The following is a 25,965-nucleotide window of genomic DNA, read 5'->3' as shown; positions in this document are numbered from 1 at the left end:
ACGAATTACCCACGACTTTCTCCAGTCACAGGACAAAGAGGCGGACAGACCTGTCCCCCGCATGACCTCCGAGGTAATCGACCCCCTTGTGCGTCACGGGCACAGTGGGCGCATGCCTTCAGACACAGCGCGTACAGCCGACCTCCTGGCCGCTCTCCCCTTCGCCCGGCACCTGGGCATCACCCTCGACGAGGCCACGGCCGAGCGTGCCTGCGGCGTGCTGCCCTGGTCGGCGGAGCTGTGCACGGTGGGCGGCGTCCTGCACGGCGGTGCGCTCATGACGCTCGCCGACACCGTGGGCGCGGTCTGCGCCTACCTCAATCTGCCCGCGGGCGCGAGCACGTCCACGGTGGAGTCCAAGACGAACTTCTTCCGCGCCGTGCGCACCGGCGGCGCCCGCGCCGTGGCCCGCCCGCTGCACGTGGGCGGCTCCTTCGTCGTCGTACAGACCGAGGTCCACGACGACGAAGGGCGCCTCGCCGGGCAGACCACGCAGACGCAGGCGGTCCTCGCGGCCCGCGAGGGCTGACGCGTCAGGCGTCGCGGTCCCGCCGGTGGTATGTCTCGCGGGTGTGTTCCGTGTGCGCGCGCATGATCTCCGTGGCCCGGCCCTCGTCGCGCTCGGCGATCGCCGCGATCAGCCTGCGGTGCTCGATCCAGGACTGCTTGCCGCGCTGACGGGCCACCGGCGTGTAGTACCAGCGCACCCGGCGGTCCACCTGCCCGGCGAGTTCGGCGAGGACGACATTGCCCGCGAGTTCCATGACCTTGGCGTGGAAGGCCGCGTTCGTGGCCACCACCAGGTCCACCTCGCCGTCGGCGACGGCCTTCTCGCCCTTGTCGCACAGCTCTTCCAGCGCGGTGATTCCCGCGGTGCCCGTGTTGGCGGCGGCGAGCCGGGCCGCCTCCGCCCCCAGGAGCGTGCGCACCGTGAGCAGCTGGTCCGCCTCCTCCTCGGTGGGCTCGTGCACGAACGCGCCCTGGGCGGGCCGCAGATCGACCCAGCCCTCGGTGTTGAGCCGCTGCAGCGCCTCGCGCACGGGCTGCCGTGACACCCCGAGGTGCCCGGCCAGTTCGCTCTCCACGAGGTGCTGGCCCGGCTGGAGCGCGCGGGTCGTGATGAGTTCGAGCAGCGCCTCGTAGACCCGCTCCCGGAGCGGACCAGGGCGTTCCAGCTTGGGCACCGCCCCCTGCGGCAGTCCTGTGGACAACATCGCGGTCCCCTCCTCGACGATTGCCTTTTGTCTACAGTCTACTGAGCACAATGGCCAGCACCAGGGGGAGTCGCTCCCGTCACACGGGGTGTACCCGCTACGGGCAGCGGATGACCTGGCCCGCGTACGACAGGTTCCCGCCGAAGCCGAAGAGCAGCACCGGGTCCCCGTGGTTGATCTCGCCGCGCTCCACCAGCTTGGACAGGGCGAGCGGGATGCTGCCCGCCGAGGTGTTGCCGGAGTTCACGACATCGCGCGCGACGACCGCGTTGACCGCGCCGATCCGCTCGGCGAGCGGCTCGATGATCCGCAGGTTGGCCTGGTGCAGGACGACCGCCGCCAGGTCGGCGGGGGTGAGACCGGCCTTCTCGCAGGCCTTGCGGGCGAGTGGCGGCAGCTGTGTCGTCGCCCAGCGGTAGACGCTCTGACCCTCCTGCGCGAACCGCGGGGGCGTGCCCTCGATCCGGACGGCGTTGCCCATCTCGGGCACCGAGCCCCAGAGCACGGGACCGATGCCGGCCTCCTCGCCCGGCCCGCACGCCTCGACGACGGCCGCGCCCGCCCCGTCCCCGACCAGGACGCACGTGGTGCGGTCCGTCCAGTCGGCCACCTCGGACATCTTGTCCGCGCCGATCACCAGGGCCCGGGTGGCACCCCCGGCCCGTACGGCGTGGTCGGCCGTGGCGAGCGCGTGCGTGAAGCCCGCGCAGACCACGTTGATGTCCATGGCGGCCGGCGACGGGATGCCGAGGCGGGCCGCCACCCGCGCCGCCATGTTCGGCGAGCGGTCGATCGCGGTCGAGGTGGCGACCAGGACCAGGTCGATGGCGTCGGGCGCGAGCCCCGCCGCGGCGACGGCCTTGGCCCCCGCGTGCGCGGCGAGCTCGTCGACCGGCTCGTCGGGTCCGGCGATGTGACGGGTGCGGATGCCCACGCGGGAGCGGATCCACTCGTCGCTGGTGTCGACCATGCCCGCCAGATCCTCGTTGGTGAGGATCTTGGCGGGCTGGTAGTGGCCGACGGCGGCGATGCGTGAGCCGTGCATGAACGGGTCCCCCTTGTTGCCGGAGATGCGGGACCGTCCAGTCTGCTCAGCGACTCACCGGTAACAGGACGCGTAAAGCGACAGGAATCGGGCGATGGGTTTGGCGACTTCTCATCATCACGTCACCCCGTGAAGAGCTGGGTGGCCTTGTGTACGAGCTCATACACCCCATATGCGAGCGGAACCCCCACCCAGACCCAGGCGGCGACGATCAGCGCCCGGCGGCGGGGCGGATCACTTGGCGGCGTGCTGGTCGGTGCCGTCATGGGCTTCCTCCCTCGGGGCGGGGATGTGGTGGCGGGCGTGCACAGGGCGGACGAACTCGTTCGCCACGAAGCCGATGACAAGCAGACCGATCATGATCGTGAGGGAGAGGCCGTAGAGCCCCGCCCCACTCTTGCCCGCCTCTTCCTGGCGGTCGGCGACCCAGTTGACGATCAGCGGACCGAGAACGCCCGCCGTCGACCAGGCCGTGAGGAGACGGCCATGGATCGCGCCCACCTGGTAGGTCCCGAAGAGGTCCTTCAGATACGCGGGAACCGTCGCGAAGCCGCCTCCGTAGAAGGAGAGGATCACCAGCGCGCAGACGATGAACAGCGGCTTCGATTCGTCCCCGAAGAGGACGATCAGGAGATACATCAGCGCCCCGACGCCCAGATAGACGCGGTAGACGTTCTTTCGTCCGATCAGGTCCGACGTCGACGACCAGCCGATGCGTCCGGCCATGTTCGCCGCGGAGAGCAGGGCGACGAAGCCCGCCGCCGCCGCGGCCGAGACCGGCGTCGAGGTGTCGGCGAAGAAGTCGGTGATCATCGGCGCCGCCTTCTCCAGGATGCCGATGCCCGCGGTCACGTTCATGCAGAGCACGAGCCACAGGCACCAGAACTGGGGTGTCCGCACGGCTGCCCGCGCGGACACCTGCGGGCCGTCGAGCACGCCGGGAGCGCCGGGTGTCCGGGCCCCTTCCGTACGCGGCACCCGCACCAGGAACACGCCGAGCGCCATGAAGACGGCGTACGTGAGGCCGTGCACGAGGAAGGCGAGCGCGATGCCGTCGTTGTCCGAGCCGAAGGAGTCCAGCATCTGCGCGGACCACGGGGACGCGATGAGCGCGCCGCCGCCGAAGCCCATGATCGCGATGCCGGTCGCCATGCCGGGACGGTCCGGGAACCACTTGATCAGGGTCGACACGGGCGAGATGTAGCCGATGCCCAGGCCGATGCCGCCGACGAAACCGTAGCCGAAGACGATCAGCCAGTACTGGCTGATCGCCGCGCCGAGGGCCGCGATCAGGAAGCCGGACGAGAAGCAGACGAGGGCGACCGTCATCGCCCAGCGCGGGCCGTTGCGCTCGACGAGGGTGCCGCCGAAGGCCGCCGAGAGGCCGAGCATCACGATGCCGAGCTGGAAGGGGAGGGCGCTCTGGGTGCCGCTGAGGTGGAGTGCTGATTCCAGTGGGGGTTTGAAGACGCTCCAGGCGTAGGCCTGGCCGATGGAGAGGTGAACGGACAGTGCGGCGGGCGGTACGAGCCAGCGGCTCCATCCCGGTGGTGCGACGGGGGGCCTCATGATCCCGAACAGTAGGAAGCCGGGAGGGGAGTTGGGAAGAGGCAAGCGCGATTCCGTCGACGGTATGCAATGTGGCGCGCGACCTCTTGCTGGCCCAACTTCCATACTGTAGACAATATTCCATCGACAGTCATGGCATCCGATGGCGAACCCTCGCCGTGCCGGCGCCATGCGATGTCGACCCCGAGCCTTCTTCGGATCCCTCAACCGAACGGAGCGCGCCACCGTGAAAGTCGCAGTCCTCGGCGCCGGTGCGATCGGCGCCTACGTCGGAGCCGCGCTGCACCGCGCCGGTGCCGACGTCCATCTCGTCGCCCGTGGACCGCATCTGGCGGCCATGAGGCAGCACGGAGTACGTGTCCACAGCCCGCGCGGCGACTTCACCGCGCGGGCCCACGCCACCGACGACCCGGCCGACATCGGCCCCGTCGACTACGTCTTCCTGGGCCTGAAGGCCAACTCGTACGCGGCGTGCGGGCCGCTGATCGAGCCGCTCCTGCACGACAGCACGGCGGTGATAGCCGCCCAGAACGGCATCCCCTGGTGGTACTTCCACCGGCACGGCGGCCCGCACGACGGCCACCGCGTCAGCAGCGTGGACCCCGACGGCGCGGTCAGTGCGGTGATCGCGCCCGAGCGGGCCATCGGGTGCGTGGTGTACGCGGCGACCGAGCTCGAAGGCCCCGGCGTCGTACGGCACTTGGAGGGCACCCGGTTCTCCGTCGGGGAGCCGGACCGCTCGCGCTCCGAGCGCTGTCTCGCCTTCAGCGAGGCGATGCGGGCCGGCGGCCTGAAGTGTCCCGTCGAGCCCGAACTGCGCGGCGACATCTGGATCAAGCTGCTCGGCAACATCTCCTTCAACCCGATCAGCGCGCTCTCCCGCGCCACCATGCGCGAGATGTGCCTGCACGGCGGCACGCGCCGCGTCATCGAGATCATGATGAACGAGACGCTCGCCGTCGCGGCGGCACTCGGCTGCCGCCCGGACATCTCCGTGGAGCGGCGCCTTGCGGGCGCCGAGCGCGTCGGCGACCACCGCACCTCCACGCTCCAGGACCTGGAGCGCGGCAAACCCCTTGAACTCGACGTGCTGCTCGCGGCCGTCGTGGAGCTCGCGGAGATCACCGGGGTCCCGGTGCCGACGCTCCGAACCGTCCACGCCATCTCGGATCTGCTGGCCGACCGCATGAGGAGCGCGGCATGAACGAGAACACGAGGAGCGCGCCATGAGCCGGACCACCTGGAGCGCGCCATGAGCAGGAAACGGGACCGGGTGCCCACCACCTACACCCGGCTCACCCACCCCCTCGTACGCGACTCCCGCGACGAGCCGTTCCGCCGGGCCACCTGGGACGAGGCGCTGGCCCGCACCGCGGAGGGTCTGCAGGCCGCACGTGGCGCTTTCGGCATGTTCTCCTGCGCCCGCGCGACCAACGAGATGAACTACGTGGCACAGAAGTTCGCCCGCGTGGTGATGGGCACGAACAACGTCGACTCCTGCAACCGCACCTGCCACGCCCCGAGTGTCGCGGGCCTGTCCGCGGCCTTCGGCTCGGGCGGCGGCACGTCTTCCTACGAAGAGGTCGAGCACACCGACCTGATCGTGATGTGGGGCTCCAACGCCCGCTTTGCGCACCCGATCTTCTTCCAGCACGTCCTGCGGGGGATCAGGAACGGCGCCCGCATGTACGCGGTCGACCCGCGCCGCACCAAGACCGCCGAGTGGGCGGAGGGCTGGCTCGGCCTGAACGTCGGCACGGACATCCCGATGGCGCACGCGATCGGCCGCGAGATCATCCACGCGGGCCTGACCAACCGGGCGTTCATCGAACGGGCCACGTCCGGCTTCGAGGCGTACGCGGCCCTGGTCGAGCCATGGACCCTGTCACTCGCCGAGAAGGTGACGGGCGTACCGGCCGCCGCGATAAGGGAGTTGGCACACGCCTACGCACGCGCCGAACGAGCCCAGCTGTGCTGGACCCTCGGCATCACCGAGCACCACAACGGCACCGACAACGTCCGCGCCCTGATCAACCTCTCGCTCCTGACCGGCCACGTGGGGCGCTACGGCTCGGGCCTGCAACCCCTGCGCGGGCAGAACAACGTGCAGGGCGGCGGCGACATGGGGGCGATCCCCAACCGCCTGCCGGGCTTCCAGGACATTCTTGACCCCGACTCGCGGCTGAAGTTCGAGACGGCCTGGGACACCGTCATACAGCCGCGCTACGGGCTGAACCTGACCGAGATGTTCGAGGCGATGGAAGAGGGGTCGCTCAAGGCCGTCTACTGCATCGGCGAGAACCCCGCCCAGTCGGAGGCGGACAGCGAGCAGGCGATACGGCGGATGCGGGCCCTGGACTTCTTCGTGGTCCAGGACATCTTCCTCACCAAGACCGCCGAGCTCGCCGATGTCGTCCTTCCCGCGACCGCCGCCTGGGCGGAGACCGACGGCACGACGACCAACAGCGAGCGGCGCGTGCAGCGGGTGCGCAAGGCCGTGCGGCCGCCCGGCGAGGCGCGCGAGGACATCGACATCCTCTGCGACCTCGCCGAACGGCTCGGCCACGACTGGAAGTACGCGGACGCGCAGGCGGTCTGGGACGAACTGCGGTCGGTGTCGCCCGATCACTGGGGCATGACGTACGACCGCCTCGAGTCCCTGCAGGGCATCCAGTGGCCCTGCCCGTCGGAGGAGCGGGTCGAACCGACGTACCTGCACGGCCGGTTGTGGGAGGCGGACCCGGCGCGACGCGGAGTACTCGCGCCCTTCGGGCTCGTCGCGCACGATCCGCCGGTCGACCTCACCGACGACTCCTACCCGATCCGCCTGACGACCGGGCGGCGGCTCGACTCCTACAACACCGGTGTGCAGAGCGGGAGTTTCGCCTCGCCGTTGCGGCGCGGCGAGTACGTCGAGCTGTGCCCCGAGGACGCGGAGCGTTACGGGGTCGTGGTCGGCGAGCAGGTCCGCGTGTCGTCCCGGCGCGGTGCGGTGACGGCGCCCGTGTGGGTGGACCCCGGGCTGCGCCCCGGTCTGGCCTTCATGACCATGCACTTCCCCGACGAGGTCGACACCAACCAGCTCACGATCGAGGCCAATTGCCCGATCGCGGGCACGGCGGAGTTCAAGGCGTCGGCGATACGAATCGACAAGCTGACCGTGCCGGCGAGGTCCAGTGAGGTGAGGTGACGTATGGATCTGCACTTCGGTGACAGCAAGCCGACGGACGAGGAGCGGGCGGCCGTCGACGCCGTGCTCGGGCCGCCCGAGTCCGCCTGGGAGGGTGCCGACGACCGCAGCGACGCGGATCTGCGGTGGGCCCGGGGAGGCCGTGCGGCGCGGGAGCGGCGGGATGAGCTGTTGCCGGGGCTGCACGCGCTGAACGATCGCGTGGGGTGGGTGAGCGAGGGAGGGCTGGACTACCTCTGCCGGCGGCTTATGGTGCCGCCGGCGGAGGGGTACGGGGTGGCCACGTTCTACTCCATGTTCTCGGTGCGGCCGCGGCCCGCGACGGTGGTGCGGGTGTGTACGGATCTTGCTTGTGGGGGCGGGGCGGAGCTGTGCGGGGAGGTTTCGGCGCGTCTTGGCCCCGCGTCCGGGGTGGCGGTCGAGGCCTCGCCTTGCCTGGGGCTGTGTGAGCGGGCTCCGGCGGCGCTTGTGGTGCGGGCCGGTGTGCCTGCGGCGCTTCCTTCCCCAACCCCGCCCCTTCCCGAAAACTCGCCGGCGCGAGGGCCTGGGGTGACCGCTCATCGCCTTGACGGCTCGTCCTCAAACGCCGGACTGGCTGAAGGATCACGGCCGGGCGAGGGGGTCTCAGCCCGTCCGGCGTTTGAGGACGAACTCGGCGGAGCCGGTGATCCGCGGCAACCAAGGCCCCCGCGCCGGAGCGGGTTTTCGGGAAGGGGCGGGGTTGGGGACAAGACCTACGTCACCGCAACCCTCGCCCCCGCCACCCCCGACACCCTCACCCAAGCCGCCCTGGCCCCGGAAGCCGCCCCCGCCGAGCCCGAGGCGGCACTCGCCGTCCCCCAGGCAGGGCAGGGCGGCCTCCTCCTGCTCGGCAGGATCGGCACCGTAGACCCCACCTCCCTGGACGACTACCGCGCCCACGGCGGCTACACCGCCCTGAGGCAGGCCTTCGCCATGGGCCCCGCCGCAGTCATCCGCGAGGTCACGGACTCCGGCCTCGTCGGCCGAGGAGGCGCCGCCTTCCCCACGGGAAGGAAGTGGCAGGCCACCGCGGCCCAGCCCGACCACCCCCACTACCTCGTCTGCAACGCGGACGAATCGGAGCCCGGCACCTTCAAGGACCGGGTGATCATGGAGGGCGACCCGTACTCGCTCATCGAGGCGATGACCATCGCGGGGTACGCCACCGGCGCCCACCTCGGTTATCTCTACCTCCGCGGCGAGTACCCCCGCGCGCTCCAGAGGCTGGAGCACGCCATCACGCAGGCCCGCGCCCGCGGCTTCCTCGGGGACGACGTCCTCGGGCAGGGGTACGCCTTCGACATCGAGATCCGGCGCGGCGCCGGCGCCTATATATGCGGCGAGGAGACCGCCCTCTTCAATTCCATCGAGGGCTACAGAGGAGAGCCACGCTCCAAGCCGCCGTTCCCCGTCGAAAAGGGACTCTTCGGCAAACCCACCGCTGAGAACAACGTCGAAACCCTCGTCAATGTCCTCCCCATCCTCATCATGGGCGCGCGCGCCTACGCCGCCATCGGCACGGAGAAGTCCACCGGGCCCAAGCTCTTCTGCGTCTCGGGAAGCGTCGAACGCCCCGGCATCTACGAGCTCCCCTTCGGCGCCACCCTCGGCGAGCTCCTCACCCTCGCGAGGACGCCGGACAACCTCCGCGCGGTTCTCCTGGGCGGCGCGGCCGGCGGCTTCGTACGGCCCGACGAGCTCGGCATTCCGCTCACCTTCGAGGGGACGAGGGAGGCGGGCACCACGCTCGGCTCCGGCGTCGTGCTCGCCCTGGACGACACCGTGCCGCTCCCCCGCGTCCTGCTGCGCATCGCCGAGTTCTTCCGGGACGAGTCCTGCGGGCAGTGCGTGCCCTGCCGGGTCGGCACCGTCCGGCAGGAGGAGGCCCTGCATCGCATCGTGGAGCGGACCGGGGCCGATGCCGCCGGTGACATCGCTCTCCTGCGCGAGGTGGGGCGGACCATGCGGGACGCCTCGATCTGCGGGCTCGGCCAGACCGCGTGGAACGCCGTGGAATCCGCCATCGACCGCCTGGGGGCGTACAAGTGACCGCCGTACCGCTGGGAATCCCGCGCCGACTTGTCGAATTCACCCTTGACGGGCAGGACGCCAGAGTGCCCGAGGGGGCCACCATCCTGGACGCCTGCCGGGCCGCGGGCAAGGACGTCCCGACCCTCTGCGAGGGCGACACCCTTACCCCGAAGAACGCCTGCCGGGTGTGTGTCGTGGAGGTCGAGGGCGCCCGTACGCTCGCCCCGGCCTGCTCACGCCGGGCCGAGCCGGGCATGACCGTCCTGACCGACACCGAGCGCACCCGTCACAGCCGGAAGGTGGTGCTCGAACTGCTCGCCTCGTCCGTCGACATGTCGACCACCCCGAAGGTCGCGGGCTGGCTCAAGGAGTACGAGGCCAAGCCCGACCGTTTCGGCCCGGAGGCCGCCCGGGTCAACGAGGAGCCCAGGGTCGACAACGACCTCTACGTCCGCGACTACGACAAGTGCATCCTCTGCTACAAGTGCGTCGACGCCTGCGGTGACCAGTGGCAGAACACGTTCGCGATTTCCGTGGCGGGCCGCGGCTTCGACGCCCGGATCGCCGTCGAGCACGACGGACCGCTGACCGACTCCGCGTGCGTGTACTGCGGCAACTGCATCGAGGTCTGCCCGACCGGGGCGCTCAGCTTCAAGTCCGAGTTCGACATGCGGGCCGCCGGGACCTGGGACGAGGAGCGGCAGACCGAGACGACGACGGTGTGTGCGTACTGCGGAGTCGGCTGCAATCTGACCCTGCACGTGCAGGACAATGACATCGTGAAGGTCACCTCACCGCACGACAATCCGGTGACCCACGGCAACCTCTGCATCAAGGGCCGTTTCGGCTACCAGCACGTACAGAACCGGGACTGATCGACATGGGACGAGTCACGGAGCGCCGCCGCGTCATCCGCATCAGGGACGGGGCCGTCACCGAGCGGCCGGACACCCTGGTCGCGGAGGAACCGCTGGAGATCAGGCTCAACGGGAAGCCCCTTGCCATCACCATGCGCACGCCGGGTGATGACTTCGCGCTCGCGGCCGGCTTCCTGGTGAGCGAGGGGGTCCTCGGCTCGGCGGACGAACTGCAGTCGATCGTGTACTGCGCCGGGGCCACGGCGGACGGCGTGAACACGTACAACGTGGTCGACGTGAAGACCGCTCCGGGGCTCGTCCTGCCCGACATCAATCTCGAACGCAACGTCTACACCACCTCGTCCTGCGGCCTGTGCGGCAAGGCGAGCCTGGACGCGGTCCGTACGACGGCCCGCTGGGCGATCGACGACACGGACGGCGGCGCCACTCCCCCGCTCCGGCTCGGGACCGACCTGCTCGCGTGCCTCCCCGACCGGCTGCGCGCGGCCCAGCGGGTCTTCGACCGGACCGGCGGCCTGCACGCGGCGGCGCTGTTCTCGGAGGACGGCGAGCTGCTCGACATACGGGAGGACGTGGGCCGGCACAACGCGGTCGACAAGCTCGTCGGGCGTGCCCTGCAGGACGACCGGCTGCCGTTGTCGCGCGCGGTCCTCCTGGTGTCGGGGCGCGCCTCCTTCGAGCTGGCGCAGAAGGCGGTGATGGCGGGCATCCCGATGCTCGCCGCCGTCTCCGCGCCGTCGTCCCTCGCCGTCGACCTGGCCGCCGAGACGGGACTGACCCTGGTCGGCTTCCTGCGCGGCTCCTCCATGAACGTGTACGCGGGCGAGCACCGGATCGCCGTGCGGGCCGCGGCCTCCCAGGGCTGACCGGCCGCTCCCCGCTGCACGGCGGCGGGACCCCGACCGGCGGGGAGCGCCCCCTGCGCCGGCGGGGTCCCGGTCCCGCTCCCCTGTTGCCCTGTCCGGGTTCCGGCCCCTGACCAGGCCGCGTCCATTCGTGCCACGCACGCTTCTTGTGGGGTGTCGAGCCGTCCAAGTAGCGTCTGAGGCGCGAACGTTGGACGTGGGATGTCAGGATGTCCAGTCACCTTGAAGGGTGGGCCGCGCCATGCCATCAGCTCTCCGTGTACGCCTCAGATCCCTGCGCACCGCCACAGCCGCGCTCACCGTGGTCGCCGTGGGGGCGCTGCTGCCCGGGCCCACGGCGCAGGCGGCGCCGGACGCCCGGGCTGCGGGGTTCGAGCAGCAGGTGCTTTTCAAGGCCTCGCAGGATCCCGGGTATGCCTGTTACCGCATTCCCGCCGTGGTGAAGACGGTCAAGGGCACGCTCCTCGCCTTCGCCGAAGGCCGGGTGAACGACTGCAGTGACGCGGGTGACATAGACATCGTCGTCAAGCGGTCGCACGACGGCGGCCGCACCTGGAGTCCGCTCCAGGTCGTCAACGAAGGCGCCGGTGACACGCACGGCAACCCCGCCCCGATCGTCGACCGCAGGACCGGCCGCATCGTCCTCGCGGAGACGTACAACACGGGCCGCACGGACGGACAGAACTGCGCCATACCGTGTGACCGCACCCCGCACATGCAGTACAGCGACGACGACGGGCGCAGCTGGTCGGCGCCGCGTGACCTGAGCGACCAGATCCTGCCGAAGGACTGGAACTCCTGGTACGCGACCGGGCCCGTGCACGGCCTCCAGGTGACCCGCGGCCGGCACGCGGGGCGGCTCGTCTTCACCGCCAACACCGAGACGTGGGACGGCAGTCGGGTCACCGCGAACCACGCGGCCCTGATCGTCAGCGACGACGGCGGCGACAACTGGAAGATCGGCGCCAAGGACTCGTACCCGATAGCGCAGGACGGTACGTTCCGGCAGAAGCCGTCGGAGATGACCATCACGGAGCGCCCGGACGGGGAGCTCTACGTCAGCGGGCGCGAGCAGGACGGCACCGACCTCGGGCATCGCACGCACACGGTCAGCCGTGACGGAGGTGACTCCTTCGTGGCGCCCTTCAAGGCCATCCCTGATCTCTACACGCCCCAAGTGCAGGGTTCCACGCTCCAGTTCGGCAAGCGGATGCTGCTCGCCTGCCCGGGCGACCCCGACCGCCGCCGCACGATGCAGATCCGCTCGTCCTACGACGGCGGCCGCACCTGGGACAGCGTGGACCGCGGCACGACCGTCACCACGGACTGGTCCGGCTACTCGGACATGGTGCGGGCCGACGGCGAGCACGTGGGCCTGATGTACGAGGGCGGGGCGGTCGACGCGCGCGACGAGATCCGCTTCGCGCGCTTCACCGAGGACTGGCTGCAGCCGCGCCGCGGCCCGGACCCGACGACCGCCGACCGCGCGCCGCGCGCGAAGGCCGCGGCCGTGCTCGGCGGGGCCTCCACCGCCGATGGCCGGTTCGGCAGGGCCATCGCCCTCGACGGCCGGGACGACGCCGTACGCCTGCCCTTCCGGAGTCAACTGCCGCTCGGCACGAAGGACTTCACGGCGTCGATGTGGTTCCGCTACTCCGCGACCAGCGGTGAACAGCCGCTGCTCTGGATGGGCGGCATCGGCACCAACCAGCCGCAGGTGTGGCTGCGCGGCGAGCCCGCGAGCAACCGCGTCACGGGCCTGATCACCACACGCCAGGGCTCCACTCCCCCGAGGTCCGCGTCCGTGCGCACCACGGGCGCCTACAACGACGGCCAGTGGCACCACATCGCCCTGCGGCGAGGCGGCGGACAGCTCACCCTCTCCGTCGACGGCACGCCGATCACCACCGCGGACGTCCCGGGCACGGTCACCCGCACCTCCGGGTACGGCTTCCACATCGGCCAAAGGGTCGACAGCCGGGCTCATTTCAGCGGGTCCATCGACGAGGTACGGCTCTATGACCGTGCGTTGAGCGATGCCGAACTGACCTCGCTCGGCGGGGACGGCGCGGCCAAGGCGCCTGTGACGAGGGACACCGTCGCATGGCTCCCCATGGACCACGTCCGCGGGAGCAACTAACGTCCCGCACGTGTCCGCCGACCAAGGTCCACGCCGAGGCTGGGGCGCGCGCAGGACGTGGCTCGTCCTGCTGCTCGCCCTGGCCTGCGCGGCCGTGCTGCTCACCGCCCTCCCGGAAGACGACCGGGAGGGCGGCGACGCATGTCAGGCACGCACCGTCTCGTCCTGGACCGCCGACGACAAGGTCACCGACGCGTTCGCCCGCTACGGCGACGACGCCGCGCGGGCGGACGACTGGACGGGCGGCGACGGCACTCATTCGGTGCGCCTGCCCGACGGGCGTCTCCTCTGGCTGTTCTCCGACACCTTCCTCGGCCAGGTGCACGCGCCCCCGAACCCCGCGGGCCAGCCGCACACCTGGCGTGACGCGAGCGCGCCCATGGTCCGCAACTCGGGTGTGGTGATGTCGCGTTCGGGCTCCCTGGAGCGCACCCTGCCCGCCCCGCTCTTCGCCGACCCGGCACCCCAGCAGTGGCGCTGGCCGGTCGCCGCGAAGGTGGAGCCCCGCTCCCCCGGCTCGTCCGAAAAGGTCGTGCGCGTCCTGCTGTGGACCCGCTCCACCGGCACGGGCCCGTGGATCTACGGAGTGCCGCACGCCACCGAGGTCGCCACGCTCTCCCTGCCCGACCTGCGTGTCGAGGGCATCGTCAAGGTCTCCGACCAGAGTTCCGTGCCGGACCTCGACAAGCGTGTCCTGTACGGCACGACGACGGTGGACGACGGCGACTGGACGTACGTCTTCGGCGGCAACGACGGCAAGGCGGTCTCGCGCCCCGCCTCGCACGCCTACGTGGCACGCGTCCCCAAGGGCAGGCTGGCCGAGCCCGGCGCGTGGCGGTACTGGGACGGCGAGGACTGGAGGGAGTCCGGGAAACCGCGGGCCGTGCTCGGTGACGGCGAACGCAAGGGGGTGGGCAGCGCGTTCACCGTGGTGCGCGTGAAGGGCACGTACGTCCTGTTCACGATGGCCGCGGGGGCGGCGGGCCTGACCAATGTGACCTCGTACTGGGCGTGTTCGCCCACCGGCCCCTGGCACGGCCCCGCGAAGGGCTTCGCGCCGCCCCTGCCGAAGGACGGCGCGGCCCAGCAGGACACGGCCGCGTACAACCCCCAGGCCCATCCCGCCCTCAGCGGCGACGGGCGGCTGCTGCTCAGCTACGACGTCAACTGGCTGGACGCGGCGCCCGCCGGCGCGCAGGCGAACGTCAGCCGGAACGTGTCGCTGTACCGACCGCGGTTCGTGTCCGTTCGGCTGGCGACGGCTCGGTGAGGAAGTCCTCGGGGTCGCGCGAGCGCCGCTTGGCGATCACCGCGCAGACCATCAGCTGCATCTGGTGGAAGAGCATCAGCGGCAGCACGGCGAGCGAGGCCTCGGCCCCGAACAGGACGCTCGCCATGGGCAGTCCGGCCGCGAGGGACTTCTTCGACCCGGCGAACTGGATGGCGATGCGGTCCCCGCGGCCGAACCCGAGCCGCTTGGCCCCGTACCAGGTCAGGGCGAGCATCACGGCAAGCAGCACCGCCTCCACGCCGAGCAGCGCGCCGAGCCGCAGCGGCGTCACCTGGTGCCAGATGCCCTGCACCATGCCCTCGCTGAACGCGGTGTAGACGACCAGCAGGATCGAGCCGCGGTCGACGAGGCCGAGCACCTTCTTGTTCCGTGCGATGAAGCCGCCGACCCACTTGCGCAGGAACTGACCGGCGAGGAACGGCACGAGGAGCTGCAGCACGATCTTGAGGACGGAGTCCGCGGAGAACCCACCCCCGCTGTTGCCGAGCAGGGCGGCCGCGAGCAGCGGTGTGAGGACGATGCCGGCCAGCGAGGAGAAGGAGCCCGCGCAGATCGCCGCGGGGACGTTGCCGCGCGCCATGGAGGTGAAGGCGATCGACGACTGGATCGTGGACGGCACGAGCGTCAGGAAGAGGAACCCGCTGTAGAGGGCGGGCGTCAGGACGTACGGGACGAGGCCCTTGGCCGCGAGCCCGAGCAGCGGGAAGACCAGGAACGTACAGGCCAGGACGGTGGTGTGGAGCCGCCAGTGCTTGAGTCCGTCCAGCGCCTCGCGGGTGGAGAGCCGCGCCCCGTAGAGGAAGAACAGGAGCGCCACGGCCCCGGTCGACGCGCCGCCCGCGACCTCGGCACCCACGCCGCGCGCGGGCAGCAGCGCGGCGACGCCCACTGTGCCGAGCAACGCCAGGATGTAGGGGTCGATCGGCATCCAGGTGGGCCAGCTCGGGCGTTTCACTTCGCTCCAACGGTTCGGTTCATGTCGTGCCCTCTCGATGATCCTCCTGATCACCGCGATCGGGAATCCCGGATACCGCTCTGACTGTCATCACGTTCCGCGATAACCTCGTGGCATGTACGACCCGGCCCAGCTCCGAACGTTCCTCGCGGTGGCCCAGACGTTGAGCTTCACCCAGGCCGCCCGGCGCCTGGGGCTTCGCCAGTCCACGGTGAGCCAGCACGTGCGCCGCCTGGAGGACGCCACCGGACGCCAGCTCTTCGCGCGCGACACGCACTCCGTGGAGCTGACCGAGGACGGCGAGGCCATGCTCGGCTTCGCGCGGCGGATCCTGGAGGTGCACGAGCAGGCGACGGCGTTCTTCACCGGTACGCGGCTTGGCGGGCGGCTGCGGTTCGGCGCCTCGGAGGACTTCGTCCTGACCCGGCTCACCGACATCCTGGAGTCGTTCCGGCACGATCACCCCGACGTCGACCTGGAGCTGACGGTGGAGCTGTCCGGCACGCTCCACGCGAGTCTCGACGCGGGCGATCTCGACCTGGTCCTGGCCAAGCGACGCCCGGAGGACCCGCGCGGCGAACTGGTCTGGCACGACGAGCTGGTGTGGATCGGTGCCGAGCGGCTGCGGCTGGACCCCGACAAACCGGTGCCGCTCATCGTGTACCCGCCGCCGGGCATCAGTCGCGCCCTCGCCCTGGAAGCCCTGGAGCGGCGCGGCCGCGCCTGGCGCGTCGCCTGCACGAGCGGCAGCCTGAACGGCCTGGTCGCCGCGGCCCGCGCGGGGCTCGGCGTGATGGCGCACGCGCACGGCCTGATCCCGCCCGGCCTGGTCCGGATCCCGGAGCGGGCGGGCCTTCCGGAGCTCGGCGCGGTCGACTTCGTGCTCCTGCACGGGGAGCGACGGGCCTCGGCGCAGGGCGCGGCGGACGCGCTCGCGGCCTCGATCCTCACGGGCGGCGACCGGCTCCATCGGCGGCGTCAGCGGGCATGGGCGGTCAGCGGTACAGGGCCGGTCAGCGGGGATAGGGCCGGTACGTGAGCTGCTTGACGCGGCGCATGAACGGCGCCGTCTCGACGTGCTGGACGCCGTCGAGCTGCCCCAACTTCTGACTGAGGTAGGCGTAGAGCGCCGGGATGTCCCGGGTCACGGCCGTCGCCATGATGTTGGAGGGCCCGGCCACGGCGGTGGCGTGGGCGATCTCGGCGTGCGAGGAGAGCGCCTTGCCGACCGAGTCCATGGCCCAGGGTGCGGTGGTGATCCAGAGCATCGCCCCTACGTGCATGCCGATGAGGGCGTTGGCGTACTCGATGTCGATGTAGATGGCGCCGGACGCGATCAGCGCGCCGAGGCGTCGCTTGACGGCCGACTCCGAACGCCCGGTGGCCCGCTGGAGTTCCGGATAGGTCGCACGGCCGTCCTGTTCGAGCGCGGCGACGAGGGCCTCGTCCTCCGGCTCGACGCGCTGGGGCGCCTTGGCGCGGGCGGCGGGCGTGGGCGGCACGGTGCGCAGGGCCGCGATCTGGTCGTCGCCGAGCGGCCCGTGCTTCATCAGCCAGCCGTCCGGGCCGCCGAAGAACCGGTGCAGCATCTGCTGGGCGCGGATGTCCACGATGTGCGGGGTGCGCGGGAGCTTGGCGAGCAGCAGCTCGTCCTGGTCGGTGCGGGTGCGCGGTCTGGTGCAGCAGACGACTTCGGTGCCGCCGGAGGTGAGGCCGATCCATGACGTGTCGGAGCGGCGCGCGAGGGCGGTGGCGATGGCGTCGGCTCCCTCGGGGGCGCAGCGAAGGCGCAGCATCCACTGGTCCTGGCCGAGCTTCTCGTGGTCCCGGACGGCGACGATCCGCAGGCTCCCGTCGGACACCAGCCTGCGGTAGCGGCGCGCGACGGTCTGGTCGGAGACCCCGAGGACGGCGGCGATCTTGCTGAAGGGCGCGCGCCCGTCGAGTTCCAGGGCCTGGAGAAGCTTGACGTCGAACAGGTCCGGTGCGTCCGGTGTAGAGGATTCCATCGCGGCACTGCCCATTGATGTCGGATTCCTTCGCTCTCGGTCGGCTGATGACCCGGATCGTCCGGCCGGACTCCATCGTACGAGGAACGAGGAACGCACACGCGTCGTACGAGTCGCACGAGGAGAACTGAGAATGCGTACATGGGGGCCGCTCACAGCGGTGTGCCTGGGGACGTTCATGCTGCTGCTGGACGTGACCATCGTGGTCGTGGCGCTGCCCGACATGGCGAGAGCGCTCGACGCCTCGCTGAGTGACCTGCAATGGGTGATCGACGGCTATGCCCTCGCGCTCGCCGCGCTGCTGCTCGGGGTCGGCGCCGCGGCGGACGTGCTCGGCCGGCGGCGGCTCAACGTGGTGGGCACCGCGCTCTTCGCGCTCGCCTCGCTCGGCTGCGGGCTCGCCACGAACGCGGAGGTCCTGGTGGCCGCCCGTGCCTTGCAGGGGCTGGGGGCGGCCGCGATGTTCGCGACGACGCTGCCACTCCTTGGCGCCGCCTATCAGGGGCGGGACCGGTCGGTCGCGCTCGGCGTCTGGGGCGCGGTCAGCGGGGCCGCGGCGGCGCTCGGGCCGATCGTCGGCGGGCTGCTCACCGAGGGGCCCGGCTGGCGGTGGATCTTCTTCGTGAACCTGCCGGTGAGCGTCGTCTCGATGTGGCTGACGCTGCGCGTGGTGCCGGAGTCGAAGGGGCAGGCGGGCCGCCGGGTCGACTGGGCGGGCACGGTGACGTTCGCGCTGTTCGCGGGCGCGCTGACGTACGGGGTGGTGCGGGCCGGTTCGGAGGGCTGGGCGTCGGTGCCCACCGTGCTGACCCTGACGGTCGCGGTGCTCGCGCTCGTCGCGTTCGTGGCCGTCGAACGCCGGGTCGCGCACCCGCTGCTCGACCTGCGGCTCCTGCGCGTGCCCGCGTTCACGGGCGTCCTGGTCGGCGCGATCGGCTACAACGCCGCCGCGTTCGGCCTGATGCCCTACCTCTCGATCTGGCTGCAGACCGTGCTCGGCATGAGCCCGGTGACCGGCAGCCTCGTCATGCTGCCGCTGGCCGCGACCTCGTTCGTCGTGGCCGCGATCGGCGGGAGGCTGCTGCACGGGGTGCCCGCGCGCCTGACCATCGGCGTGGGCCTGCTCCTGATCGGCGCGGGCGGCATCGCCCTGGCGGTGCTCGACGCCGGGTCGTCGTGGGGTTCGCTCGTCCCCGGGCTGACGCTCGCGGGCGTCGGCACCGGCCTGGTCTCGCCCGCCCTGGGCGGCGCGGCCCTCGCGGCGGTGCCGCCGGCGAACGCGGGGATGGCGGGCGGGGCGGTCAACACGTTCCGGCAGCTCGGGTACGCGGTCGGTGTGGCCGCCTTCGGCACCGTGCTGACCTCTCGGATGCAGGACTCGCTCGGCCATGACGCGGCGCACGCCGTCGCGGGCGGCGGCGCATCGGCGGTGCGTGGCACGCTTTCCGAGCACGCGGTGCGGTCGGCGTTCGCCTCCGGCCTGAACGGGGCCGCGGTCGTCGCGGGCGTGGTGGGCCTGGCGGCCGGAGCGGCGGTCCTCGTCATGGTGCGGTCCGCGCGCAAGGCCCGTCCGGGCACGGGAACGCCGGAAGTGATCATTCCGGCTGAAGCGGGGCGGACCTCCGCACGGGTCTCCGAAAGCCCGGCACAGCCGTAACCGCTGCGTACAGATTCGGTGGAGATTACGCCACCGAAACTTACTCAACCGTAAGTATTCTGTCCCGCCTCTCCCCTTGTGGCCGGATTTACCCGTGTGACCAGCGTGAATGTTACGTACCGACGGGTCGGTCGCCCCTCTCCCGCCGGGCTGCGCTGTGGGGTACCGTCACCGGCGCTGTGCGGAGCGCCACAAGGAGCATCATTGCGCGAGTTCACGAACCCTCCGATGGCGTCGGCGCCGCTGGTGGGCGGCCTTGCCGACGTCGTGTTCGACCATGCCCTTGAGGATCCGCTCCACGTCGCCTTCGGCCGCAAGACCGACGGCGAGTGGCGTGACGTCACGTCGGCGGAGTTCCGCGACCAGGTGATGTCGCTCGCCAAGGGGCTGCTCGCCCAGGGCGTGCGCTTCGGCGACCGGGTCGCCATCATGTGCCGCACCCGCTACGAGTGGACGCTCTTCGACTACGCGCTCTGGACGGTCGGCGCCCAGGTGGTGCCGGTCTACCCCACGTCCTCCGCCGAGCAGGTCTTCTGGATGCTGCACGACGCACAGGTGTCGGCCGCCATGGTCGAGCACGAGGACCACGCGATGACGATCGGCTCGGTGATCGACCGGCTGCCGCAGCTGCGCAGGCTGTGGCAGCTGGACGCCGACGCCGTGGAGGAGCTGTACCGGGCGGGCCAGGACGTCGACGACGAGGTGGTCAACCGCCACCGCCGTGCCGTCACCCCCGACTCGATCGCCACGATCATCTACACCTCGGGCACCACGGGCCGCCCCAAGGGCTGTCTGATCTCCCACGCGAACTTCATGTTCGAGGCGGAGACGGTCATCCAGCGCTGGGAGCCGGTCTTCCACTCCCGGCGCGGCGACGAGGCGACCACGTTGCTCTTCCTGCCGCTCGCGCACGTCTTCGGGCGCATGGTGCAGGTCGCGGCGGTCCGTGGCGGGGTCAAGCTGGGGCATCAGCCGAGCCTGAACGCGGCAGCGCTCATCCCCGACCTGGCCGCGTTCCGCCCGTCCTTCATCCTGGCCGTGCCGTACATCTTCGAGAAGGTCTTCAACGCGGCACGGCGCAAGGCCGAGAAGGACGGCAGAACCGGCCCCTTCGACAAGGCCGTGGAGTGCGCCGTGCGGTACGCCGACGCCATGGAGGCCAAGGCCTTCGGCACCGGGCCGGGCCCCTCGGCGGCCCTGCGCATGCAGCACTCGCTCTTCGAGAAGCTCGTCTACGCCAAGGTGCGCGACGCGATGGGCGGCCGCGTCCGGCACGCGATGTCGGGCGGCTCCGGGATGGACCGGCGCCTTGGCCTGTTCTTCTCGGGCGCGGGCGTCGAGATCTACGAGGGCTACGGCCTGACGGAGTCGACCGCCGCCGCCACCGCCAACCCTCCCGAGCGCACCCGTTACGGCACGGTCGGCCAGGCCATCCCCGGCACCACCGTCTACATCGCGGAGGACGGCGAGGTCTGGCTGAACGGCGACAACGTCTTCCAGGGGTACCTCAACGACCCCAAGGCCACCGACGCCACCCTGCACGAGGGCTGGCTCGCCACCGGCGACCTGGGCGCCCTCGACGAGGACGGCTACCTCACGATCACCGGACGCAAGAAGGAGATCCTGGTGACGTCCGGCGGCAAGAGCGTCTCGCCGGGGCAGCTGGAGGAGCGGGTGCGCGACCATCCGCTGGTCGCGCAGTGCATCGTGGTGGGCAACGACCGCCCGTACATCGCGGCGCTCGTCACGCTGGACGGCGAGGCCGTCGAGCACTGGCTGAACATGCGCCGCAAGCCGCCGATGTCCCCGACCGACCTGGTGCGCGACCCGGACCTGGAGACCGAGGTGCGCCGTGCCGTGGTGGCCGCCAACACCCTCGTGTCGCAGGCCGAGTCGATCCGTACGTTCCGGATACTGGCCCACCAGTTCACCGAGGAGCACGGGCTGCTGACCCCCTCGCTGAAGTTGAAGCGCAAGGCGATCGAGAACGCCTACTCGACGGAGGTCGAGGCTCTTTACCGGGCGTGAGGTGAGCCGGGCGCCGGGCGTCAGGTGAGCTCGGCGCGTTTCTGACGGTTCATCAATTACCGTCGCGTCGGTTATTGACGGTTCATCAGGTCCCGCACAGAATCAGCCCCACTTCGACGGAGGGGGCTCGAACCGTGTCGCGACCGATCCGCACCATCACCGCCACCGTAGCCGCACTGCTGCTCGCCACTGCCTGCAACTCCGCCTCCAACAGCAGTGATTCCGGCGGCGGCGACAAGGCAGGCGGCTCCGTACGCGGCGTGAGCGCCGACTCCATCAAGGTCGGCGGCATCGTCTCCATGACGACCGCCAGCGGCTACAGCAAGAAGGACACCGACCTCGGCGCCAAGGCCCGCTTCGACCGCGTGAACGCCGAAGGCGGCGTACACGGACGGAAGATCGACTACCTGGGCGCCGAGGACGACGGCCAGGACCCGGGCAAGAATCTCGCGGCGGCGCGCAAACTCGTCCAGCAGGACAAGGTGTTCGCGATCTCGCCGATGAGCTCGGTGACCTTCTCCGGCGCCGACTTCCTCCAGAAGCAGAAGGTCCCGACCTTCGGCTGGGGCACCATCCCACCCTTCTGCGGGCCGAGTTACATGTACGGCTACGGCGGCTGCATGGTCCCGATGCCGGGCGGGACCATCACACAGAGCTGGCCCGAGGGCCTGAAGAAGGTGACGGACGGCTCGAAGGGCAAGTCCGTGGCCATCCTCGCCAACGACAACGACGCGGGCACCTTCGCCATCCGCACCTACAAGCAGAGCTTCGCCGCCGCCGGTTACAAGGTCACGTACGCGAAGTCGACCGTGCCCGCGACCTCCGTGCCGAGCGACTGGTCGGCGTACACCAAGGAGATCCTGCGCTCGGACGGCGGCAAGGCGCCGGACGTGGTCGTCTCCGTGATGCAGACCCCGTACAACATCGGCCTGTTCACGGCCGTCAAGCGCTCCGGCTTCAAGGGCGTGATCACCGACCCGACCGACTACGACCCCGGACTCCTCGCCAAGAGCGCGACGAAGAAGGCACTCGACGGCGTGCACATCCTGCTCGCCTTCCAGCCGTTCGAGCAGAACACGGCGGCGATGAAGCAGTTCAAGGCGGACATCAGGAAGACGGCGGGCAAGGACGTCCCGCTCAACATGCACATGATGACCGGCTACATGTCGGCCGACCTCTTCCTCTCGGTCGCCGAGAAGGCGGGCAAGGACCTGACGGTCGGCTCCTTCCAGCGGGCGGCGAACGGTTTCTCCGACCAGGACACGATGGTCGGCGACCGCAGTCTGCCCAAGGGGCAGAAGGAGTCGTTCGGCTGCGGCGCCCTCGTGCAGCTGAAGGGCGGGAAGTACTCGGTTTCCGCGCCCTTCAAGTGCTACGAACCCATCCCCTTCAAGTAGAAGGGCGGGGCAGCAATGTCCGACCTGCTGGGATTCGTGCTGAGCGGTCTCGTCTCCGGCGCCCTGTACGCGCTGCTCGCGACGGGCCTCGTCCTGTCCTACTCCGCCTCCGGTCTCTTCAACTTCGCGCACGGCGCGACCGCCTACCTCTGCGCGCTCGCCTTCTACGAACTCCACTCCGGCTTCGGCTGGCCCGCCATACCCACGGCTCTGCTCCTCGTCTGCGTCGTGGCGCCCGCGCTCGGCTGGGGACTCGACCGGCTGATGTTCAGGAAACTGGCGAGGGTGGGCGAGACCGCGCAGATCGTGGCGACGATCGGCCTGCTCGTCGCGCTGCCCGCGCTCGGACTGTGGGTGGTGGAGCTCCTGGAGGACGCGGGGGCGTCCGTCAAGCCGGCCGAGAACCAGTTCGGGCTGCCGGGCGTGGGGCCGAGCCCCGCCAAGAACTGGCAGCTCATGGACGGCGTGGGCATCGACTCCGACCAGCTGATCACCTGGGTCGCGACGGCCGTGGTCGCGATCGGCCTGTGGGTCCTGATGCGGCACACACCGCTGGGGCTCCGGCTGCGGGCCGCGGTGGACAATCGCTCGCTGGTGGAGCTGCGGGGCATGAGCGCGGACCGCCTCTCCTCGGTGGCCTGGATGCTCTCATCGGGCCTCGCGGGCCTGGCGGGCGTCCTCGCGACGCCGCTGCTCGGCCTCTCGTCGCACGACTTCACCCTCTTCTTGTTCGTGTCGGCCACGGCCGCGGTGCTCGGCCGCTTCATGTCGATCCCGCTGGCCTTCGCGGGCGGGCTCGGCCTGGGTGTCCTGCAGAACCTGGTCGCCGGGTACGCCGATTTCGCGGAGAAGATCACCGGTTTCCGCACGGCGGTTCCCTTCCTGATCCTCTTCGCCGGGCTGCTCCTCATGGCACGGCGGCAGCGGACGGCGGGCACGGCCGCGGTGGACGCGCCGCCGATCGACTATCTGGCGGGAAAATCGTGGCTGCGGCGCTGGGGGCCGTGGGCCGCGGGGGGCGTACTGCTCGCGCTCTCCTTCTACACCGTCACCACCCCCTTCTGGAGCGGGATCCTCGCGCAGGGCCTGGCGATCTCCCTGGTCTTCGTCTCCTTCACCGTGGTGACGGGCCTCGGCGCGATGGTGTCCCTGGCGCAGGCCACGTTCGTGACGGGCGCGGCTCTCGTGGCGGGCCTGCTGATGAGCCATGGGTGGCCGTTCATCGCCGCGGCTCTCGTGGGGACGTGCGGCGCGGCGGTGCTCGGCGCCCTCGTCGCGCTGCCCGCGCTGCGACTCGGCGGCCGGTCACTTGCGCTCGCCACGCTCGCGCTGGCCTTCCTCGCCGATCAAGTCCTGTTCCAGATGGGGTGGTTGCGCAACGGCGACACGGGGTGGGAGATCCCGCGCGCCGTCTTCGGCCCCGTCGATCTGAGCGACGACCGGGCGATGGGCGTGGCGATGACCGTCCTCGTCGCGGTGGCCGTGGCCGCGCTCAGCGCGCTGCGGGGGTCGGCGACGGGGCGGGCCATGCTGGCGGTACGGTCCGCTCCGGCGGCGGCGATGGCCTCCGGGGTCTCGGTGGTCCGCACGAAGCTGCTCCTGTTCACGCTGTCGGCCGGGCTCGCGGGGTTCGGGGGCGTGATGTACGCGTCGTACAACACCCGCATCACCGCCACGGACTTCACCGCCATGACGGGCCTCGTGTGGCTGGCGGTGGTGGTGGCCGCCGGAGTACGCAGGCCGCAGTTCGCGGTGGTCGCGGGGCTGGTCTTCGCGATCATGCCGCACCTGATCGCCGACTACGTGACGGAGTCGGTACAGCTGCCGGTGATCCTTTTCGGGCTGGCGGGGCTGGCGTTGGCCAATGATCCGGATGGGTACTGCGCGGCGGTTTCGGTGCGGATGCATCGGCGGCATCTTTCAGCCCGTCGTGGGGGCCCCTCCCTGCTCCTCAAGAGCTTGGCGGAGTTCGAGGACGAGGCCGAAGGCCGACACGGGGATCCGGGGGCGGAGCCCACGGTTTCGGTAAGGGGCGGGCCTGGGGAAGAGAACCCGCCCTCCCTCGCCCTGCGTGACGTCCACGCCGGATACGACGGCTCCCCCGTACTCCACGGAGTGACCCTCACCGTCCGCCCCGGCGAGATCGTCGCCCTGCTCGGCCCCAACGGCGCGGGCAAGTCCACGGCATGCCGGGTCGCGGCAGGTCTGATCGCCCCGACCAGGGGGCAGATCCACGTCACCGGGGACGACGCCACGCACCGCGGCGCCGTCCACCGCTCCCGGGCGGGAGTCGTCCTCGCCCCTGAGGGCCGCGGCATCTTCCCCGCCCTCACCATCGAGGAGAACCTCACCCTGCACCTGAAGGAGGGGCACGCACGCGACGCCGTCTACGACCGCTTCCCCGGCCTCGCCGCACGGCGGAAGGTCACCGCGGGATCCCTCTCCGGAGGAGAACAGCAGATGCTCGCCCTCGCACCCCTCCTCCAGCGCCCGCCCAAGGTGCTGATCGCGGACGAACCGTCCCTCGGCCTCGCCCCCCGCGTGGTCGAGGAGGTCTTCCGGCTGCTCGCCGAACTCCGGGACTCCGGTACGGGGTTGCTCCTGGTCGAGGAGAAGGCAGCCGAGATCCTCGGCGTCGCCGACACCGTCGCCTACCTCGCGCAGGGCCGGATCTCCTGGTGCGGCCCCCGCTCCGAGGTACGGGCGGACCAGCTGACCGAGGCCTATCTGGGCATAGCCGCGCGGGACCGCACCGAAGGAGCGGGCAGGCCATGAGCGAGCGCATCCTCGAAGCCGCCGGCATCGGCGTCCGCTTCGGCGGCATCCACGCCCTCACCGGCGTGGACCTGAGCCTTCACCCCGGCGAGGTCTGCGGCCTCATCGGCCCCAACGGGGCAGGAAAGACCACGCTGTTCGACGTCGTCTCCGGCATCCGCCGCCCCGACCAGGGCCGCGTCCTGCTCGACGGCTCCGACGTCACCCGCCGCTCCCCCGTCTGGCGCGCCCGCCACGGCATGCGCCGCACCTTCCAGCGCCAGCAGCTCTTCGGGCAGCTCACGGTGCGTGACAATCTGCTCGTCGCGCAGGAGTGGCGCGGAGGCGGCGGCGGGTTCGCCGCGGATCTGCTGGCGGCGCCCACCCGTCGTAAACACGAGAACGCACGACGCGCTCGCGCCTCAACCGTGCTGCGGGAGTGCGGACTTGAGGCCCTGAGCGACGACTACGCGGGCGCGCTGCCCGTCGGCCGCGCCCGCATGGTGGAACTGGCGCGCGCGGTGGCGGACCCGCCCAGGGTGCTGCTCCTCGACGAGCCCGCCTCCGGCATGACGGCCGACGAGCGAGCGCAGTTGTCGGCGGTCATCCGGCACCTCGCGGACGAGGAGAACTGCGCCGTGCTCCTCGTGGAGCACAACGTCGCCTTCGTGATGGAGCTCTGCGCCCGCGTGGTCGTCCTCGACCTCGGCCATGTCCTGGCCGAGGGCACGGCGGCCGAAGTACGCGCGGACCCCAGGGTGCGGGACGCCTATCTCGGGACGACGGCGGCTTAGCCGGCGGTCGTGCGAGCATTTACCGGTCGTTCACATAAGTATTCCGCGTTCAAAGATGTGCAATAGAGTCGTGCATATGGGAGTGGTCAAGGAATGCGGCACCGCACGTGATCGTTGACCATGGGA

The 25,965-nt window shown here is 70.8% G+C and carries 20 protein-coding genes; 14 read left to right on the top strand and 6 right to left on the bottom strand.

Translation table 11 applies throughout. The annotated features are described in order from the left end of the window. Window positions 1-112: 112 nt before the first annotated feature. Window positions 113-529, top strand: a complete 417-nt coding sequence (locus ACWD02_RS20235; protein WP_451212390.1) for a PaaI family thioesterase — start codon at window positions 113-115, stop codon at window positions 527-529. A gap of 4 nt (window positions 530-533) precedes the next feature. Here ACWD02_RS20235 and ACWD02_RS20230 read toward each other — a convergent pair whose 3' ends face one another. From ACWD02_RS20230 to ACWD02_RS20215, 4 genes are all read right to left on the bottom strand, one after another. Next, window positions 534-1,214: a GntR family transcriptional regulator gene (locus ACWD02_RS20230; RefSeq protein WP_451212387.1), complete on the bottom strand. Its 681-nt coding sequence runs from the start codon at window positions 1,212-1,214 to the stop codon at window positions 534-536. Between the two features lie 97 nt (window positions 1,215-1,311). Continuing rightward, a complete protein-coding gene (locus tag ACWD02_RS20225; RefSeq protein ID WP_451212385.1) occupies window positions 1,312-2,259 on the bottom strand; it encodes a beta-ketoacyl-ACP synthase III in 948 nt (315 codons plus the stop codon). A 122-nt stretch (window positions 2,260-2,381) separates the two neighbouring features. Continuing rightward, complete coding sequence (locus ACWD02_RS20220) at window positions 2,382-2,525, bottom strand: MFS transporter small subunit (protein ID WP_451212382.1); 144 nt, start codon at window positions 2,523-2,525, stop codon at window positions 2,382-2,384. Further along, window positions 2,494-3,828, bottom strand: a complete 1,335-nt coding sequence (locus ACWD02_RS20215; protein ID WP_451212379.1) for an OFA family MFS transporter — start codon at window positions 3,826-3,828, stop codon at window positions 2,494-2,496. Before ACWD02_RS20215 ends, ACWD02_RS20220 begins: the two co-directional genes overlap by 32 nt. A 226-nt stretch (window positions 3,829-4,054) precedes the next feature. Here ACWD02_RS20215 and ACWD02_RS20210 point away from each other — a divergent pair, with 226 nt between their 5' ends. The 7 genes from ACWD02_RS20210 to ACWD02_RS20180 all read left to right on the top strand — a co-directional run bounded on the left by ACWD02_RS20210 (window position 4,055) and on the right by ACWD02_RS20180 (window position 14,224). Beyond that, window positions 4,055-5,032: a 2-dehydropantoate 2-reductase gene (locus tag ACWD02_RS20210; protein WP_451212376.1), complete on the top strand. Its 978-nt coding sequence runs from the start codon at window positions 4,055-4,057 to the stop codon at window positions 5,030-5,032. A 48-nt stretch (window positions 5,033-5,080) separates the two neighbouring features. Then, window positions 5,081-7,018: a molybdopterin oxidoreductase family protein gene (locus tag ACWD02_RS20205; protein ID WP_451212373.1), complete on the top strand. Its 1,938-nt coding sequence runs from the start codon at window positions 5,081-5,083 to the stop codon at window positions 7,016-7,018. Window positions 7,019-7,021: 3 nt separating this feature from the next. Next, the gene (locus ACWD02_RS20200; RefSeq protein ID WP_451212370.1) at window positions 7,022-9,088 is read left to right on the top strand and encodes an NADH-ubiquinone oxidoreductase-F iron-sulfur binding region domain-containing protein; all 2,067 of its coding nucleotides are present in this window, start codon (window positions 7,022-7,024) and stop codon (window positions 9,086-9,088) included. After that, window positions 9,085-9,945, top strand: a complete 861-nt coding sequence (locus tag ACWD02_RS20195; protein WP_451212367.1) for a 2Fe-2S iron-sulfur cluster-binding protein — start codon at window positions 9,085-9,087, stop codon at window positions 9,943-9,945. The genes ACWD02_RS20200 and ACWD02_RS20195 overlap by 4 nt, the downstream gene beginning before the upstream one ends. Window positions 9,946-9,950: 5 nt before the next feature. Then, complete coding sequence (gene fdhD, locus ACWD02_RS20190; protein ID WP_451212364.1) at window positions 9,951-10,814, top strand: formate dehydrogenase accessory sulfurtransferase FdhD; 864 nt, start codon at window positions 9,951-9,953, stop codon at window positions 10,812-10,814. A gap of 241 nt (window positions 10,815-11,055) precedes the next feature. Continuing rightward, on the top strand, window positions 11,056-12,954 hold the full coding sequence (locus tag ACWD02_RS20185) for an exo-alpha-sialidase (RefSeq protein WP_451212361.1): 1,899 nt from the start codon (window positions 11,056-11,058) through the stop codon (window positions 12,952-12,954). A gap of 10 nt (window positions 12,955-12,964) precedes the next feature. Next, window positions 12,965-14,224: a DUF4185 domain-containing protein gene (locus ACWD02_RS20180; RefSeq protein WP_451212358.1), complete on the top strand. Its 1,260-nt coding sequence runs from the start codon at window positions 12,965-12,967 to the stop codon at window positions 14,222-14,224. Here ACWD02_RS20180 and ACWD02_RS20175 read toward each other — a convergent pair. Then, complete coding sequence (locus tag ACWD02_RS20175; protein ID WP_451213331.1) at window positions 14,160-15,173, bottom strand: bile acid:sodium symporter family protein; 1,014 nt, start codon at window positions 15,171-15,173, stop codon at window positions 14,160-14,162. The two genes, ACWD02_RS20180 and ACWD02_RS20175, sit on opposite strands and share 65 nt — an antisense overlap. A gap of 142 nt (window positions 15,174-15,315) precedes the next feature. Between ACWD02_RS20175 and ACWD02_RS20170 the strand changes: the two genes are divergently transcribed. Next, the gene (locus ACWD02_RS20170; protein WP_451212355.1) at window positions 15,316-16,239 is read left to right on the top strand and encodes a LysR substrate-binding domain-containing protein; all 924 of its coding nucleotides are present in this window, start codon (window positions 15,316-15,318) and stop codon (window positions 16,237-16,239) included. On the opposite strand, the gene ACWD02_RS20165 is transcribed toward ACWD02_RS20170, so the two are convergent. Beyond that, window positions 16,214-17,224: an Lrp/AsnC family transcriptional regulator gene (locus tag ACWD02_RS20165; protein ID WP_451212352.1), complete on the bottom strand. Its 1,011-nt coding sequence runs from the start codon at window positions 17,222-17,224 to the stop codon at window positions 16,214-16,216. The genes ACWD02_RS20170 and ACWD02_RS20165 overlap by 26 nt on opposite strands. A gap of 118 nt (window positions 17,225-17,342) precedes the next feature. Here ACWD02_RS20165 and ACWD02_RS20160 point away from each other — a divergent pair, with 118 nt between their 5' ends. From ACWD02_RS20160 to ACWD02_RS20140, 5 genes are all read left to right on the top strand, one after another. Beyond that, window positions 17,343-18,866, top strand: coding sequence for an MFS transporter (locus ACWD02_RS20160; RefSeq protein WP_451212349.1), 1,524 nt, complete (start codon window positions 17,343-17,345; stop codon window positions 18,864-18,866). Window positions 18,867-19,070: 204 nt separating this feature from the next. Continuing rightward, window positions 19,071-20,894: an AMP-dependent synthetase/ligase gene (locus ACWD02_RS20155; RefSeq protein ID WP_451212346.1), complete on the top strand. Its 1,824-nt coding sequence runs from the start codon at window positions 19,071-19,073 to the stop codon at window positions 20,892-20,894. A gap of 134 nt (window positions 20,895-21,028) precedes the next feature. Next, entirely contained in the window at window positions 21,029-22,291 is a 1,263-nt protein-coding gene (locus tag ACWD02_RS20150) for an ABC transporter substrate-binding protein (RefSeq protein ID WP_451212344.1), read from the top strand. Between the two features lie 15 nt (window positions 22,292-22,306). After that, window positions 22,307-25,066, top strand: coding sequence for an ABC transporter permease subunit (locus tag ACWD02_RS20145; RefSeq protein ID WP_451212341.1), 2,760 nt, complete (start codon window positions 22,307-22,309; stop codon window positions 25,064-25,066). Continuing rightward, on the top strand, window positions 25,063-25,839 hold the full coding sequence (locus ACWD02_RS20140; RefSeq protein ID WP_451212338.1) for an ABC transporter ATP-binding protein: 777 nt from the start codon (window positions 25,063-25,065) through the stop codon (window positions 25,837-25,839). The genes ACWD02_RS20145 and ACWD02_RS20140 overlap by 4 nt, the downstream gene beginning before the upstream one ends. The last annotated feature ends 126 nt before the right edge of the window (window positions 25,840-25,965 follow it).

The organism is Streptomyces sp. NPDC002853, assembly GCF_053591915.1.
The sequence above is the reverse complement of the archived record's forward strand: the minus strand, read 5'-3'. Positions and strand labels throughout refer to the sequence as shown.